Raw genomic sequence first — 15,320 nt, forward strand, 5'->3', positions numbered from 1 at the left:
GTATAGAATGCCCGGATGTGTCACAAGACCGGAGAACGGCATGACGCCAGGGGCAGGGCAACCCGGCAGCATCGGCCTGAGCGATGACATGCGCGATCACATCATTTCGGCGCCCGAGGCCATCCTCGAGGATGCCGAGGTGATGCGCGCGCTGATCGCGGCGAATGATCGCGCGATGGGGGCGAATATCGTCGATCTGCGCGGCGTCGCCATGCGGCGGCTGGAAGGGCGGCTGGACCGTCTGGAAGATACCCACCGCAACGTCATTGCCGCTGCCTATGAAAACCTGGCTGGCACCAACATCGTGCATCGCGCGGTCTTGCAACTGCTGGAGCCCTTGACCTTCAACGATTTTCTGGCGGCGCTGACCGCGAATGTCGCCCGCACGCTGCGGGTGGACAGCCTGCGCCTGGTGCTGGAAAGCCCCGAAGGCGACGCGGCGCCCGCGCTGGCGGAGGTGATCCGCATCGTGCCGCCCGGCTTTGTCGAGGATTACCTGACCCTGGGCCGAGGCGGTGCGGTGCGTCCGGTCGTCTTGCGGCAGGTGCTGGCCGAGACTGGCCGCATTCATGGCGACATGGCCCCCGACATCCGGTCCGAGGCGGTGATGCGCCTTGATCTGGGGCCGCGTCGCCTGCCCGGCATGTTGGTGCTGGGCGCCGAGGATCCGCATCAGTTCCGTCCCGTGCACGGCACCGACCTGTTGACCTTCTTTGCCGCCAGTTTCGAGCGCGTGATGCGCCGCTGGTTGTCGTGACCGATCATCCGGGCATATCGCCGGCGGCGCGCGCGGCGCTGGCCGACTGGCTGGCGCAGATCAAGGCGCTGGACGGGGCAAGCGCGGCGACCGTTTCCGCCTATGCGGCCGATGTCGGCCGCTGGCTGGCCTTCATGGCCGACCATCACGGCGCCGGGCAGGGGCCCGAGGCGCTGGTGGCCTGTTCCAAATCCGATCTGCGCGCCTTCATGGCGCATGAACAGGGGCGGGGGATCGGCGCGCGGTCGATTGCGCGGCGCCTGTCGGCGGTCAAGTCGTTCACCCGCTGGATCGCCGATCGCAGCGGGGCCGACGGGGCCGCGATTCTGGCCACCCGCGCCCCGCGCCACCGGCGCAAGCTGCCCCGCCCGCTGGCCGAACCTGCCGCCCGCGCCATGCTGGACGAGGTTGCCGCCGATGCGCGCGAGGACTGGATCGGTGCCCGCGATGCGGCCGTGGTGACGCTGCTTTACGGCTGCGGGCTGCGGATCTCCGAGGCGCTGGGGCTGAAGGGGCGCGATCATCCGCTGCCAGAGGTCGCGCGAATCCTTGGCAAGGGCGGCAAGGAACGGCTGGTGCCGGTGTTGCCTGCGGCGCGCGCCGCCGTGGCCCGCTATGTTGCGCTATGCCCCTGTCCGATTGCCGCTGACGGGCCGCTGTTCCTGGGCGCGCGCGGCGGGGCGCTGTCGCCGCGTCTGGTCCAGCTGGCGATGGAGCGCGCGCGCGCCCGCCTTGGCCTGCCGGCCACCGCCACGCCCCATGCGCTGCGCCATTCCTTTGCCACCCATCTTCTCAGTGCGGGCGGCGATCTGCGGGCGATCCAGGAACTGCTGGGTCACGCCTCGTTGTCCACCACGCAAACCTATACAGCGGTTGACGCCGCCCGCCTGGCCGAGGTCTATGCCCGCGCGCACCCGCGGGCCTGATCGAGACCGCGCCGATTCTGGAGCAAGACTGACCCATGCTGTCCGAACTCAGGGCCTATTCCGTCCATATGCTGACCGCGACCGGCGCGGTCTGGTCGATGCTGGCCATGCTGACCGCCGTCGATGGCAACTGGGACATGATGTTCGTCTGGCTGGTCGTGGCCTTTCTGGTCGATGGTCTGGACGGGCCGATGGCGCGGCGATTCGATGTCAAGGCGAACGCGCCGCAGATCGACGGCGTCTTGCTGGACCTGATCATCGACTATCTGACCTATGTGTTCATCCCGGCCTATGCGCTGTTTGCCAGCGGGCTGTTGCCCGGCTGGACCGGCTGGGTGGTGATCATCGTCATCACCTTTGCCTCGGCGCTGTATTTCGCCGATACGCGCATGAAGACAAAGGATAATTCCTTTGCAGGCTTTCCGGCCTGCTGGAACATGGTCGCCATCGTCATCTTTGCGCTGAGGCCCGATTTCTGGGTGACGCTGGCGGTGGTCGTGGTGCTGGCGGGGGCAATGTTCACGCCGCTCAAGTTCATCCACCCGGTGCGCACCGAACGCTGGCGCGGGCTGTCGCTGCCGATGGCGCTGGCCTGGACGTTCTTCGCGGGCTGGGCGGCCTGGGTGGATTTCCACCCCCAGAGCTGGGCGCACTGGGGGCTGGTGGTGACCTCGGTCTATCTGATGGTGGCGGGCATCTTGCAGCAGATCGTGCCGCAGCGCGCCTGACCCGTCAGGCCGGGCGCCGCGCCACAAGGCGTGCCTCGGCCATCATGGCAATCAGCAATTCCACATGGCGGGCAATGCTGTAGGCGGCATCGCCCGCCTTGCGCGTGGCCTCGGCGCGAGCCTCGGCATCGAGCAGCGCATCCAGCGCACGTTCGGGCGCCGACCACGGACCATTCCCCAGAAGGCGGCGCAGATCGCGGTCGCGCCGGTAGTCCTGCATGCCCAGTCGGGCGGCGCGGATCATCAGGCGCGGGCGGCGCAGGGCGGCGAAAAGGCTGAGCGTATCGGTCATGGCGGTCTCCTTTCGACAGGAGGTCACCATAACCCGACTCAACCGGGCGTTGCGTTTTGCCCCGATTCACCGCGCGGAGGCTTCGCCAATGTTTAGCATTTGGAAACAATCATGGCGAAACCGGCTGATTTTAACCAGCGCGTAACCAATACAGCTCAGGGTTGCGCAAAGGTAAACAACAGCCGGCCGCAAACCGGCGAACAGGCAGATGGAACTGAACGGATGATGATGGGGAACCTTACGACAGATGTGCAGGTGCCGGGCTGGCTGCCCGATCTGGTGCGCAACTATCTCGATCATGCCCGCGAAGGGGTATCGCTGCGCGAGATTGCGCGGCGCGAGGGAATGCATGCCTCGACCGTCCTGCGCCAGGTGCGGCGATTGGAAAACCGGCGGGACGATCCGCTGATCGACGCGGCGCTGGACCACCTTGGCACTGCCGCCGATGCGCCGACCGCCCCTCAACAGAAGGATGAGCCCAAGATGACCGCCCCGATCCGCCCCGAAGCGATGCTGACCGATGCTGCCACCCTTGCCCGCGAAGGGCGCCGTATCCTGCGCCGTCTGGCCGAGCCGGGCGCCATGCTGGCCATCGCCCCGGACATGGAAAAGGCGGCGGTGCTGCGCGAATTCCCCGATGGCCGCAGCGCCCGCACGGCGGTGGTGGATCGCCCGGTTGCCCAGGCCTTTGCGCTCAAGGACTGGATCGCCTGCCGCCGTCCGGGGCGCGTCGCCTCGTATGAAATCACTGCGGTGGGCCGCGCGGCGCTCAAGCGCTTCCTCGAGGAGGACGCGGGGCAGGGCATGGCCGAGGCACCGCAGGTCTTTGCCGGCCAGCACCGCATCTGGGCCGAGCGCACGGTGGACGAGGACGGCGAGCGCAAGCGCATCCGCTACAACATGGCCGAAAGCCCGGTGGCGGCGCTGGGGCGGCGGCGCGACAAGGACGGGGTGCCGTTCCTGACCCCCGAACAGGTTGCGGCGGGCGAACGTCTGCGCGAGGATTTCGAACTGGCCCAGATGGGCCCGCGCGTCGCCCAGAACTGGGACCGTTTCCTGACTGGCGGCGGGCGGGGCGATTTCGGTTCTGGCCCTGGCCCGGCCGAAGGCCCGCGCTGCGCGCGCGAGCGGGTGGCGACAGCGCTGCGCGAGCTTGGCCCCGGCCTTGGCGACATGGTGCTGCGCTGCTGCTGCTATCTTGAGGGGCTGGAGGCTGCGGAAAAGCGGCTGGGCTGGTCGGCGCGCTCGGGCAAGGTGGTGCTGCGCATCGCGCTGGATCGGCTGCGGCGGCACTATCAAGAGGTTTACGGCAATACCTCGCCCCTGATCGGCTAGGCCTTGCGGCGGCGGGCGCCTTGCGGCAGCGTTCGGATTGCCTGAGAGGAGCCCGCCGATGCACCCGAACCCCGCCTTCCGCCAGACCCCGCAGCCCCAGATGCTGTCCTTCGCGCGGGCGCGCGGCTTTGGCATCCTTGTGCTGTCGGGCGATGGCGTCCCGCTGCTGGCGCATGTGCCCTTTGTGCTGTCCGAAGACGGGGAGGTTGCGGCCTTTCACCTGGCCCGTTCGAACCCCATCGCCCGCGCGGCTTCGGGGCCGGCGGTGCTGGCGATCAGCGGCCCCGATGCCTATGTCTCGCCCGACTGGTATGGCCAGCCCGATCAGGTGCCGACCTGGAACTATGTCGCCGTCCATCTGCGCGGGCAGCTGGAGCGGGCCGCGCCCGAAACGCTGGCGCCGCATCTTGATGCGCTGTCGGCCGAATTCGAATCCCGCCTGGGCCCCAAGACGCCCTGGACGTCGGACAAGATGACCGATGGCGTGATGGATCGGATGATGCGGGGCATCGTGCCCTATCGGCTGGTCATCGAGGAGGTGCAGGGCACCTGGAAGCTGGGCCAGAACAAGCCGGACGCGGCGCGCATGGGCGCGGCCTCGGGCATTGCCGCCCAGCCGCTCGGGCAAGAGGCCGCACAGATCGCCGCGCTGATGGCGGCGGTTCAGCCTGCCGGCAGCTGACGCAACCCCGCCGCCCGTGCCCGCAGCCGCGCGGCCCGCGCCGTCAGCTCGGCTTCGGCCGATGTCGCGCGGTCCGGGGCTTCGGCGCTCGCCAGCAGCCCGGACAGCGGCGCCAGCGCCGGATAGGGCGCCGCCTGCGCCGCCGCGGTTTCGCGGGTCGCCACCTCGGGCACGCTGGAACATCCGGCCAGCAGGACCAGTCCAAGGCAAAGGGGCAGGGCGGCGCGCATCATCATCGGGCTTCCGGTTCTCGACGCCCGCACCCTAGACCGCAGCGCGGCGCCGGGCAAGCCGCAGGCGCGGGGTTGAACTGAACGCACGTTCAGATACCATGGAGCCATGGCACGCAAGACCGGCTCGCATTCCGAAATCACTGGCCCCAGGGTCCGCGCTGCGGCCCAGCGGCTGTTCGCGCAACATGGCTTTGCCGCCGTCTCGATGCGCCAGATCGCCGCCGAGGTCGGGGTGCAGGCCGGGGCGCTCTATCTTTATACCCCGGACAAGCAAAGCCTGCTGGCCGAGCTGATGACCGATCACATGCACGATCTGCTGGCGGCGCTGGCGGCCGAGTCGATGCCTGCCGACCCGGTGGCCCGCCTTGCCGCCTTTGCCCGCTTTCACATCCGCTTTCACCTGGAACGGCCCGAGGCGGTGTTCATCGCCTATATGGAACTGCGCAACCTGACGCCCGGGAACTTCACCCGGATCGAGGCAATGCGCCGCCAGTATGAGGATGCGCTCGAGGCGATCCTGCGCGCGGGCACGGCCGCAGGGGCATTCCGCGTGCCCGATACCAAACTCGCAACCCTTGCGCTGATCGCCATGCTGACTGGCGTCACCACCTGGTATCGCGAAGGCGGGCGCCTGACCCGCGCCGATGTCGCGGACATCTACGCCGACATGGCCTGCAAATCGGTGGGCGCCTGACAAGGGATAGCCCGGCCGCGCTGCTGCAAGACCCGGCCCCCTTTCGCCTTGATCCAAATATCCTCGGGGGTGAATTGGCCGTCAGGCCAAGAGGGGGCCCGAGGGCCCCCGCGACGCCAGCCGTCACAGAAAACTCTGCGGGTCGATGTCCACCGCCAGCCGCACCGACGATGGCACCGCCACCTGTGCCAGCCAGGCGGAAATCGCGGCCTGCAAGGGCGCGCCCTTGGGCGCCTTGACCAGCAGCCGCACCCTGTGCCGCCCGCGCACCCGCGCGATCGGGGCAGGGGCGGGCCCCCAGACCTCGGCGCCGACCGCGCGCAAGGGCCCGTCGCGCCGCGCAAGGTCCGCCCCCAGATCATAGGGCGGCTGCGCCTCGGTCGAGGACAGGATGATCCCGGCCAGCCGGCCATAGGGCGGCATCCCGGCCGCCTGCCGGGCCTGCGCCTCGGCCTGCCAGAAGCCTTCTTCATCCCCCGACAGGATGGCGCGGATCACCGGATGATCCGGCTGGTGCGTCTGAAGCAAGGCCAGCCCCGGCCGCTCGGCCCGCCCGGCGCGCCCCGCGACCTGCCGCATCAGCTGAAAGGTGCGCTCGGCCGCGCGCAGATCGGACCCTTGCAAGCCCAGATCGGCATCCACCACCCCGACCAGCGTCAGCTTGGGAAAGTTGTGCCCCTTGGCAACGATTTGCGTGCCGACAATGATATCCGCCCCGCCCTCGGCAATCGCGGCGATATCTTCCTTGAGGGCGCGCGCGCTGGAATAAAGGTCCGACGACAGCACCTTGACCCTCGCCTCGGGCCAGAGTTCTGCTGCCTCTTCGGCCATCCGTTCCACGCCGGGACCAATGGCGGCCAGCCGCCCTTCGACCCCGCAGGACGGGCAGGCCTCGGGGATCGGCTTCGAGGCGCCGCACTGGTGACACACCAGCCGCTTCTGGAACCGATGCTCGACCATGCGGGCATCGCAATGCTCGCAGCCGATCTGCTGCCCGCAGGCCCGGCAGATCGTCACCGGCGCATAGCCTCGCCGGTTCAGGAACAGCAGCGATTGTTCCCCCCGCGCGATCCGCGCCGTGATCGCCTGCTGCAGCGCAGGCGCGATCCAGTGGTTCGATGGCAGCTTTGCGGCGCGCAGATCGACCGCCTGCATGTCGGGCAGCTCGGCCGCCCCGAACCGCGCCGTCAGATCAAGCCGGCGATAGCGCCCCGCCTGTGCATTGGCCCAGCTTTCCAGACTGGGCGTCGCCGAGGCCAGCACCACCTGCGCCCCCGCCATGGCACCGCGCAGCACCGCCATGTCGCGCGCATTATACAGCACGCCCTCTTCCTGCTTGTAAGACGTATCATGTTCCTCATCGACCACGATCAGCGCCAGATCGCGAAACGGCAGGAACAGTGCAGACCGCGCGCCGACGACCAGCCCGACCCCGCCCTCGGCGGTCATGCGCCACAGGCGCCGCCGTTCGGCCGGGGTCACGCCCGAATGCCATTCGCCGGGCAAGGCGCCGAACCGCGCCTCGACCCGCGCCAGGAAATCGGCCGTCAGCGCGATTTCGGGCAACAGCACAAGGGCTTGCCGCCCGCGTTCCAGCACCTCGGCGACGGCGTCCAGATAGACCTCGGTCTTGCCCGATCCGGTGACACCTTTCAGCAGCGTCGTGCCATAGCCGCCCTGCCGCACCCCCTCGCGCAGCACCGCTGCGGCCGCGGACTGGTCGGGGGACAGCGCGCGCCCGCCCGAGCCGGGATCAAGCCGCGGATAGGGCAGATCGCGCGGCACCTCGCCTTCGGCCAGCACGCCCTGGGCGACGAGGGTCTTGAGGACAGCTGCGCCCACGCCGGCCGCGCGGCACAGATCGGCCTGCGGCAGGCCCGCGCCGCCAAGCTCGGCCAGCACCCCGAGCACGCGGGTCCGGGCCTCGGTCGTGCGGGCGGGCAAGGTGCCGGTGGCCCGGATCAGCCTGCGCATCTGCGGCGGATCGGCAAGGCCGGGAACGCGTGTCGCCAGCCGCAACATGGCCGGCAACGGGGTAAGCGTGTAATCGGCCGCACGGGTGAGGAACTGGCGCAGCTCGTCCCGCATGGGCGGGGCGTCCAGAACGGCACCGATCGCCTTGAGCCGGGCCGGATCAAACCCGCCCGTGCCCGCGCCCCAGACCACGCCCACCACCTCGCGCCGCCCCAGCGGCACGACGACCCAGGCGCCGGTGGCCACCCCGCCTTCGGGCGCCAGATAGTCCAGCGCACGCAGCGGCATGTCAGGCGTCAGCACCGAAACGGCGGCGCCGGGGGGGAAGTCGCGGATCGGGGTCATATGAGAGAACTGCCGGGCATCTCCCGCACCCTTGCACCGCCCCGGGGGGCGGCACAAGGCCTTGGGCCGGGCGCCGCTGGCGCGGCGTGCGCATCATCCGGACGGGCGGCGCGGGGGTGGCGGGTGCCGGATGCCTCCGGCGGGGGTATTTTCAAAAAGGCAAAGGAGATGCGCGCGCCTGCTCTTTCACCTTTCTTCAAATACCCATGCGACCGATCTAGCCGGGCGCGGCGCCGGGGGGCAAGCCTGCCCCGCTCAGCTTTCGCCCCAAAGTGCAGTGAACTCGCGCCATTCGCCCTTGTTCATGCCAGAGGCTTCCTGGGTCACGGTCTCGCCGGCAAGCCGGCGTTTCAGCACCTCGACCGCCTTGCCGGACAGGGTGACGCCGCCCATCCGGTAATCCTCGAAGGCGGCGTAGGCCGCCGGGACCCAGTCCTTGACGCAGGCGGCGATGGCCTCGGCGTAGACGCGGATTTCGTATTGCGCATGGGCATCGGCGCGCAGGCGCAGGAAGTGAAAGAGGTTGTGCAGGTCGGTCTTCCAGTACCACTGGGTATAGATGTTCGCAGGCAGGTTCATCCGCGCCAGTTCCCGCGCCAGTCCCTGCTGGCCGTCCTGGCTGAGCATCGCCTCGTAGTCGTCATAGCACTGGGCTGCGTCGCGCTTGAGGATTTCCAGCACCTTTGCCGCCTCGGGGCCCGACAGCACGGCGCCGCGGCCCTGGTTGTTGACGGTCGACTGGGCGGCCAGCTGTTCGGGCGCGGGAATGTAGAATTCTCGGTCCAGGATCGAATAGCGCGCGGAATATTCGTTCACGTTGGCCGTCCGGTGCCGGATCCACTGGCGGGCGACGAAGACGGGCAGTTTGACGTGCAGCTTGATCTCGCACATCTCGAACGGGGTCGAGTGCCAGTGCCGCATCAGATAGCGGATCAGGCCTTCGTCGTTCTGCACCGCCTTGGTGCCCCGGCCATAGGACACGCGGGCGGCCTGAACGATGGCCGCATCGTCGCCCATGTAGTCGATCACCCGCACGAAGCCGTGGTCCAGCACCTGATGGGCCAGGTAGAGATGCGCCTCCATCCCTTCGGACACCGCACGCAGGGTGGGGCGAGGGGTGGCGCGCAGGGCCTCGATTTCGGCGATCTGGTCGGGGGAAAGCGGCATCGGGGGCCTCCGGTCACGGTCTGTGGGCTGTCCTGCGCGGCTGCGCATCCTGAAGCCTTTAAGTCATCATTCATGATTGATCCAGACGGCTATGCCGCCAGCTCGGATCGGACGCGGATGTGCCCTGAGGGGCGGGACATGGCCATGCGCGACCTTTCTGCACCAGACCGGGCCCGGCAGGGCGCGCAAAGATTGACAGCTTCGTGAGGCTTGGGCACAGTTTGCGGCAAAACGACAAAGATCGGGCAGTCATCATGATCAGTAAATTCGTGCCGCTTGCAGCGGTGCTTGCGCTTGTCGCTTGTGGTGGTAGCAACCCACTGGGAACTGGCACCAGCGGTGATGGCACCGGCGGTGGCGGCACCGATGACGGTGGCATCGTCAGTGATCGCGTCCTGCCGCCGGGGACTGCCAGCCCGTCGCGCAATACCTCGATCCGCCGCTATGAGGCCAAGGACGCCGAGGGCAATGGCTATGCCCGCGACATGAAGTATGACGCGGCCACGGACACATTTTCGGTGGACAATCTGGGCTTTGACGGGGCCAACAGCTACACGCGCGGCGTGGCGGTCGGCTCGCTAGGGCCCTATGCGGTCTACGAAAGCGCGATGAGCTATCAGGACGATGTGACCGGGGTGCCGATCAGCCAGTTCACCCATCGGGCGATCTATGGGGTCAGCAAGACGGGCCAGACCGAATTTGCAGTCGTGCGCACCGGCGCCTATGTGGATTACGGCTTTGGCGGCTTTGCCTATCAGCGCAACGGGTCGGTCACGCTGCCGACCAGCGGGCAGGCGGCCTTCACCGGCGCCTATGCCGGGCTGCGCGATTTCAAGGGACGCAGCGGGCTGGAATACACCACCGGCGACATGCGGATCGACATCGACTTTCGCGATTTCAACGATGGCAATGCAGTCAAGGGCTATGTCTGGAACCGGGCGATCTATGATCTTGCGGGCAACGACATCACCAATGAGGTGCTGACCGCGCTGAACACCAAGAACAGCACGACCGAAACCGCGCTGCCAACGCTGACCTTCAAGGTGGGCCCCGGGGTGATGGACATCAACGGCGAGATCGCGGGCCAGCTGAGCAGCTTTGTGCAGCCAACCGGTAAGGCGGCCGAGGAATATGAGTCCGGCAAATACTATGCTGTCGTCTCGGGCACCGATCCCGACGAGGTCACCGGCATCATCGTCGTCGAATCCGACGATCCGCGGAATGATGGCGTGACCGCGCGCGAGACGGGCGGTTTCATCCTGTATCGCAAGCCCTGAGGATGCGGCGCCTTGCGCTGACGGCGATCGCTGCCCTGTGGGTCGCGGTGGCCCAGGGTCCAGCGATGGCGCAGGATCTGACCCCTGGCCAGATGCGGGCGCTGGGGTTTGATCTGCTGTCGGCAGGCGAGACTGGCCGGGCGATGGTCGTGGCCGATGCCCTGCTGGCGCGCGATCCGCAAGATGCGGTGGCGCTGATCTTGCGGGCGCGCATTCTGCGCGACATGGGGCGCGATGCCGAGGCGCGCAAGGCCGCGCGCGTCGCCTGGGCAGCGGCCGATACCCCGTCAGACCGCTTTGGCGCGGCGCTGACGCGGGCGCAGGTGCTGTCATCTTCGGGCAACCGGACGGCCGCGCAGCTTTGGCTGCGCAAGGCGATGGATGCCGCGCCCACGCCGGCGGCGCGCAGCGTGGCGATGCGCGATTTCCGCTATGTGCGCGCGCGCAATCCGCTGCGGCTGTCGTTCAGCCTTGGCGTGGCGCCCTCGTCCAACGTCAACAATGGCAGCCAGCATGACGAGATCGAAGGGTTTGGCATGTTCGGCGCGCTCAGCCCCGATGCTCAGGCGCTGTCCGGCTGGACCGCGCAGGCCAGCGTCGGTGCCCGCTTTCGGCTGGCGGAAAGCGAACGGCGCTCGACCTGGCTGCGGCTGTCGGCCACGCGGCGCGAGGTGCGGCTGTCGTCCGAGTCGACCGCAAAGCTGGACAAATGGGTCGCCGATCAGGCCGCGCTGGGGGGCACGGCGAACCCGCGCCGCAATTTCGACTTTGGCGCGGTCGAGCTGGGTCTGAGCCAGACGCTGGGCTTTCAGAAAGGCATGGTTCAGCTGGGCGCGACGCTGGGCCGCAACTGGTTCGGGGGGGATCCGCTGTCGGATTACCTCAAGCTGGACATGGCGGGCGAGCGGGGGCTGAGCCCGCGCCGCGCGCTTTATGGCGAGATGTCGCTGGAGCGCCAGTGGCGCCGCGATTCTGCCTTTCGCGATGCCGATCTGATGACCGTCGAGGGCGGGATGGTGCAGGCGCTCGCCTCGGGCGATCGGCTGCGCATCGGCTTTGGCGCGCGGCGGGCGAATTCGTTCAGCCCCGAGGTGCGGCATGGCGCCGTGCTGGCGCGGCTGGGCTGGGAAAAGGCGCAGCCGGTGGCGGGGGTGCGGATCGAGACCTCGCTGGGGATCGAGCGGCGCAATTACGATGCCTCGCTGCTGGCGCCCTCGGGGCGGCGGGATTTGCGGCTGGATGCGGGGGTGTCGCTGACCTTCGAGACGCTGGATTACATGGGCTTTGCCCCGACGCTGGATTTGCGGGCCAGCCGGTTCCGGTCCAATGTCAAGCTCTATGACGGGCGCGATGTCGGGCTGTCGCTGGGGTTCCGTTCGGTGTTCTGACACCGGGTGGCGCCGGGAAAGCGCAGGGCCTATGTTCGGGCAGACGCAAAGGAGAACCGGATGAGCCTTCGTTATCTGCATACCATGGTCCGTGTGCTGGACCTTGAAAAATCCATGGCCTTCTATGCCTTGCTGGGTCTGGTCGAGACGCGCCGCTATGACAGCGAGCAAGGCCGGTTCACGCTGGTCTTCATGGCGCCGCCCGGCCAGCCGGACTGCCCGGTCGAGCTGACCTGGAACTGGGACGGCGACGAGGGGCTGCCCGGCGATTCACGCCATTTCGGCCATCTGGCCTATGAGGTGGACGATATCTATGCGACTTGCGCCCATCTGCAGGCCAATGGCGTGACCATCAACCGCCCGCCGCGCGATGGCCGCATGGCCTTTGTGCGCAGCCCCGACAATGTGTCGATCGAGCTGCTGCAAAAGGGCGGCGCGCGGGCGCCCGAGGAGCCCTGGGCCAGCATGGGCAATACCGGCCACTGGTGATGGGCCTTGGGGGCCAAGGGGGCGCGGGCTGCCGGCCGGGTCCGGGTATTTGGAGAAAGGTGAAGGGGCAGCGGCGCGCGTGATCCGGACGGTGCGGGCTTGATGGCCCGGTGCTGCGCGGGTTGCTGGCCGGGTTTGGGTATTTGGGGCAAGATGATGGGGCAGGCGTGCGGACACTGGCGATCCTGACGGTGCGGAACGAAGCTTCCTTTGTGCTGGAATGGCTGGCGCATCACCGGGTGGTCGGGTTCACCGATTTCCTTGTCTTTTCCAATGATTGCGACGATGGCACCGGCGCCATGCTGGACCGGCTGGCCGATCTGGGCTGGCTGGTTCATGTGCCCAACGATGGGCCCCATGCCGAAGGCCCGCAATGGGCCGCGCTGAAGGCCGCCGACCGGCACCCCCTGAAGGCGGCGGCCGATTGGGCCATGGTCCTTGATATCGACGAATTCGTCGATGTGCGGGTCGGCGATGGCACGCTGGCCGCGCTGAGGGCGGCGCGGCCCGAAGCGACGGCCTTTGTCATGACCTGGCGGATGTTCGGCAATGCCGGGCGGGTGGCGATTGACGATGAGCCGGTGACGCAGGCCTTTACCCGCTGCGCGCCCGAGGTGCTGCACTGGCCCTGGCGTGCGCAGATGGTCAAGACGCTGTTTCGCCCCGATGGTGCCTTTCGCAAGCTGGGGGTCCACCGGCCGCGCAACCCCGATCCGGCGCGGCTGGGGGCCGAGATCTGGGTGGACGGGGCAGGGCGGCGCTTGACCGAGGGGTTCGTCAGGAACCGCGTCTTTACCGATCCGGGCGCTGCGCCCTATGCGCTGGTGCAGCTGAACCACTATGCCCTTGGCTCGATGGAGGGCTATCTGGTCAAGGCCGACCGGGGGCGGGCGAACCGGGACAGCTCGGCCTTTGATCTGGGCTATTGGGTCGAGCGCAATTTCGACACGGTCGAGGATCTCGGCATCCGGCGGATGGCAGACCGCGCGGCGCCGTTGCTGGCGGGGCTTCACGCCGATCCGGTGCTGGGCCCGCTGCACCGGGGCGCCGTCGCCTGGCGCAAGGCGCGGTTTGCCGCCCTGATGCAGGATGAGCCCTGGCGCGCATTGTTCGGGCGGCTGATGATGACCCCGTCCACGCGCGTGCTGACCGAAGCCGAGGCGCGCGCGATCTGGCATCACGGCCAAGCCAAAGACGGGCGCAAACAGACTGTTTCCTGAGGCGGGGCATCAATCCTATTGCTGCCGCATTGTCTGCACGGTTCAATCATGGTGCAAGTCGATGAGAGAGCATCGCAAGCACCCCGGCCCGAAGGCAAGACGATGACCGAGACTGCTACCTCCACCTCCGACACCCGCGCAGCCTGGCTGGCGCGGCTTGACGAGCTGGCCGAGGACAGCGGCTATTTCGAGCCGCTGGGGCCAAGGCACTGGGCCTTTTTCGCCGACGAGGGGACGACGCTTCTGGTCAGCTTCCAGACCATGCAGGAGCTGGAGGCGCGCGCGCCGGGCGACATGCCCGAGGTGCACCGGATCGCGGCGGCCAAGGGCTGGTCGCATCTGTGCCTGATGGCCGATGGCGAGACCTGGTTTCGCGACCGGCGGGTCTGGGGCTATTTCGACCGGCTGATCGACGAGGGGTTCTTTGAGGATTTCGACCGCGTGGTGTTCCACGGCGCCGGCATGGGCGGCTATGCGGCCTGTGCCTTCAGCGTGGCGGCGCCGGGGGCGAGCGTTCTGGCGGTGCGGCCGCTGGCCAGCCTTGCTCCTTCGGTCGCAGGATGGGACCGGCGTTACCTGGGGGCGCGGCGGCTCGATTTCACCAGCCGCTTCGGCTATGCACCGGACATGCTGGAAGGGGCCGGGCAGGTCGTGGTGATCCACGATTCCGCGGTGCCCGAAGATGCGATGCATGCCGCCCTGTTCCGGCGCAGGCATGTGCTGCGGCTGGCCTGCCGCTATCTTGGTCCGCAGCCCGAAGCCGGGCTTGCCGAAATGGCGCTGCTCGAGCCGCTTTTGACGGCGGCCGCCGAAGGGCGGCTGACGGCGCGCGAATGGGCGCGGCTGTGGCGTGCGCGGCGCAGTCATCTGCCCTGGCTGCGCAACCTGTCTGCCCGTCTTGCGCTGGGGCCCGCGCGCGGGCGCGAAGAGGCGTTCCTGCGGGCAGCTGTGGCACGGTTTCCGCAAGCCCCCCGTTTTCGCAAGCGGCTGGACCAGCTGGCCGCCGAAAAGGGCAGCCCGGCCTGACGGAATGCGCCGCTGCGGCATTGCAAGGGCTGGCGGCCTGCGGGGAACTGCGCTAGGGAAGCCGCGTGCCGCAAGCTGGAGAGCCGCCATGAAAGCTGCCGTCGTCACCTTTCCCGGATCGAACTGCGACCGTGACCTTGCCGTGGCCTTTGAACAGGCCGGGTTCGAGGTGGCGCGCGTGTGGCACAAGGATGCCGATCTGCCGGCAGGCGTCGATGTGGTGGGCATTCCGGGCGGGTTCAGCCATGGCGATTACCTGCGCTGCGGCGCGATTGCTGCCCGCGCGCCGGTGATGGCGGCGGTCCAGCGCCATGCCGACCGTGGCGGGTTCGTCCTTGGCATCTGCAACGGCTTTCAGGTGCTGACCGAATCCGGTCTGCTGCCCGGCGCCCTGATGCGCAATGCGGGGCTCAAGTTCATCTGCAAGCCGGTCGTTCTGAAGGTTGCGACCACCGACAGCGCCTTTACCTCGGGCTATGCGCTGGGGCAGGACCTGGTCGTGCCGGTCGCGCACCATGATGGCAACTATCAGGCCGATCCAGAAACGCTGGACCGGCTGGAAGGCGAGGGGCGCATCGCCTTTACCTATGCCGAAAACCCCAATGGCGCGGCGCGCGACATTGCGGGCGTTCTGTCGGCCAACCGCCGTGTGCTGGGCATGATGCCCCACCCGGAACGGGCGGCGGATCCGGCGCTTGGTGGCACCGACGGATCGGCGCTGTTCCGCGCGTTGGCCGGGCAACTGGCCACCGCCTGAGCCCCTGCGCCTTGCCGCGCGGCCGGGGCG

The 15,320-nt window shown here is 68.3% G+C and carries 16 protein-coding genes; 12 read left to right on the forward strand and 4 right to left on the reverse strand.

Translation table 11 applies throughout. From position 1 onward, the window contains the following. Positions 1 to 40: 40 nt before the first annotated feature. Genes G481_RS0100895 through G481_RS0100905 form a run of 3 tightly spaced genes read left to right on the forward strand, consistent with a single transcriptional unit; the run spans position 41 to position 2,411 of the window. Positions 41 to 757 (forward strand): DUF484 family protein, encoded by a 717-nt coding sequence (locus G481_RS0100895; protein WP_051294220.1) that lies wholly within the window; start codon positions 41 to 43, stop codon positions 755 to 757. Next, positions 754 to 1,683, forward strand: a complete 930-nt coding sequence (locus tag G481_RS0100900; protein ID WP_245594902.1) for a tyrosine recombinase XerC — start codon at positions 754 to 756, stop codon at positions 1,681 to 1,683. The genes G481_RS0100895 and G481_RS0100900 overlap by 4 nt, the downstream gene beginning before the upstream one ends. Before the next feature lie 35 nt (positions 1,684 to 1,718). Then, positions 1,719 to 2,411, forward strand: coding sequence for a CDP-alcohol phosphatidyltransferase family protein (locus G481_RS0100905; protein ID WP_028028329.1), 693 nt, complete (start codon positions 1,719 to 1,721; stop codon positions 2,409 to 2,411). Between the two features lie 4 nt (positions 2,412 to 2,415). Here the strand turns inward: G481_RS0100905 and G481_RS0100910 are convergent, their stop codons facing one another. Then, complete coding sequence (locus G481_RS0100910) at positions 2,416 to 2,703, reverse strand: DUF6477 family protein (protein WP_028028330.1); 288 nt, start codon at positions 2,701 to 2,703, stop codon at positions 2,416 to 2,418. A 225-nt stretch (positions 2,704 to 2,928) separates the two neighbouring features. On the opposite strand from G481_RS0100910, the gene G481_RS0100915 reads away from it, so the two are divergent. Then, positions 2,929 to 4,038: a DUF6456 domain-containing protein gene (locus tag G481_RS0100915; protein WP_028028331.1), complete on the forward strand. Its 1,110-nt coding sequence runs from the start codon at positions 2,929 to 2,931 to the stop codon at positions 4,036 to 4,038. A 58-nt stretch (positions 4,039 to 4,096) separates the two neighbouring features. Beyond that, entirely contained in the window at positions 4,097 to 4,720 is a 624-nt protein-coding gene (locus G481_RS0100920) for an FMN-binding negative transcriptional regulator (protein ID WP_028028332.1), read from the forward strand. On the opposite strand, the gene G481_RS0100925 is transcribed toward G481_RS0100920, so the two are convergent. Further along, positions 4,702 to 4,953 carry a hypothetical protein gene (locus tag G481_RS0100925; protein WP_154664488.1) on the reverse strand — a complete coding sequence of 84 codons (252 nt, stop codon included), beginning with the start codon at positions 4,951 to 4,953 and terminating at the stop codon, positions 4,702 to 4,704. The genes G481_RS0100920 and G481_RS0100925 overlap by 19 nt on opposite strands. 106 nt (positions 4,954 to 5,059) lie before the next feature. Between G481_RS0100925 and G481_RS0100930 the strand changes: the two genes are divergently transcribed. Beyond that, positions 5,060 to 5,647, forward strand: coding sequence for a TetR/AcrR family transcriptional regulator (locus G481_RS0100930; protein WP_028028334.1), 588 nt, complete (start codon positions 5,060 to 5,062; stop codon positions 5,645 to 5,647). 123 nt (positions 5,648 to 5,770) lie between these two features. Here G481_RS0100930 and G481_RS0100935 read toward each other — a convergent pair whose 3' ends face one another. Beyond that, positions 5,771 to 7,966 carry a primosomal protein N' gene (locus G481_RS0100935; protein WP_028028335.1) on the reverse strand — a complete coding sequence of 732 codons (2,196 nt, stop codon included), beginning with the start codon at positions 7,964 to 7,966 and terminating at the stop codon, positions 5,771 to 5,773. Positions 7,967 to 8,221: 255 nt separating this feature from the next. Continuing rightward, positions 8,222 to 9,133 (reverse strand): FAD-dependent thymidylate synthase, encoded by a 912-nt coding sequence (gene thyX / locus G481_RS0100940; RefSeq protein ID WP_028028336.1) that lies wholly within the window; start codon positions 9,131 to 9,133, stop codon positions 8,222 to 8,224. 254 nt (positions 9,134 to 9,387) lie between these two features. Between thyX and G481_RS22475 the strand changes: the two genes are divergently transcribed. The 6 genes from G481_RS22475 (at position 9,388) to purQ (ending at position 15,290) form a co-directional block, all read left to right on the forward strand. Continuing rightward, complete coding sequence (locus G481_RS22475; RefSeq protein ID WP_051294222.1) at positions 9,388 to 10,410, forward strand: hypothetical protein; 1,023 nt, start codon at positions 9,388 to 9,390, stop codon at positions 10,408 to 10,410. Between the two features lie 65 nt (positions 10,411 to 10,475). After that, entirely contained in the window at positions 10,476 to 11,798 is a 1,323-nt protein-coding gene (locus tag G481_RS0100950; protein WP_161630499.1) for a surface lipoprotein assembly modifier, read from the forward strand. A 60-nt stretch (positions 11,799 to 11,858) separates the two neighbouring features. Beyond that, a complete protein-coding gene (locus G481_RS0100955; protein ID WP_028028338.1) occupies positions 11,859 to 12,287 on the forward strand; it encodes a VOC family protein in 429 nt (142 codons plus the stop codon). 167 nt (positions 12,288 to 12,454) lie between these two features. After that, positions 12,455 to 13,507 (forward strand): glycosyltransferase family 2 protein, encoded by a 1,053-nt coding sequence (locus G481_RS0100960; protein ID WP_028028339.1) that lies wholly within the window; start codon positions 12,455 to 12,457, stop codon positions 13,505 to 13,507. A 102-nt stretch (positions 13,508 to 13,609) separates the two neighbouring features. Beyond that, on the forward strand, positions 13,610 to 14,533 hold the full coding sequence (locus G481_RS0100965; RefSeq protein ID WP_028028340.1) for a hypothetical protein: 924 nt from the start codon (positions 13,610 to 13,612) through the stop codon (positions 14,531 to 14,533). An 88-nt stretch (positions 14,534 to 14,621) separates the two neighbouring features. After that, on the forward strand, positions 14,622 to 15,290 hold the full coding sequence (gene purQ / locus G481_RS0100970) for a phosphoribosylformylglycinamidine synthase subunit PurQ (RefSeq protein ID WP_028028341.1): 669 nt from the start codon (positions 14,622 to 14,624) through the stop codon (positions 15,288 to 15,290). The last annotated feature ends 30 nt before the right edge of the window (positions 15,291 to 15,320 follow it).

Origin of the sequence: Gemmobacter nectariphilus DSM 15620 (assembly GCF_000429765.1) — a bacterium.
Classification (GTDB): domain Bacteria; phylum Pseudomonadota; class Alphaproteobacteria; order Rhodobacterales; family Rhodobacteraceae; genus Wagnerdoeblera; species Wagnerdoeblera nectariphila.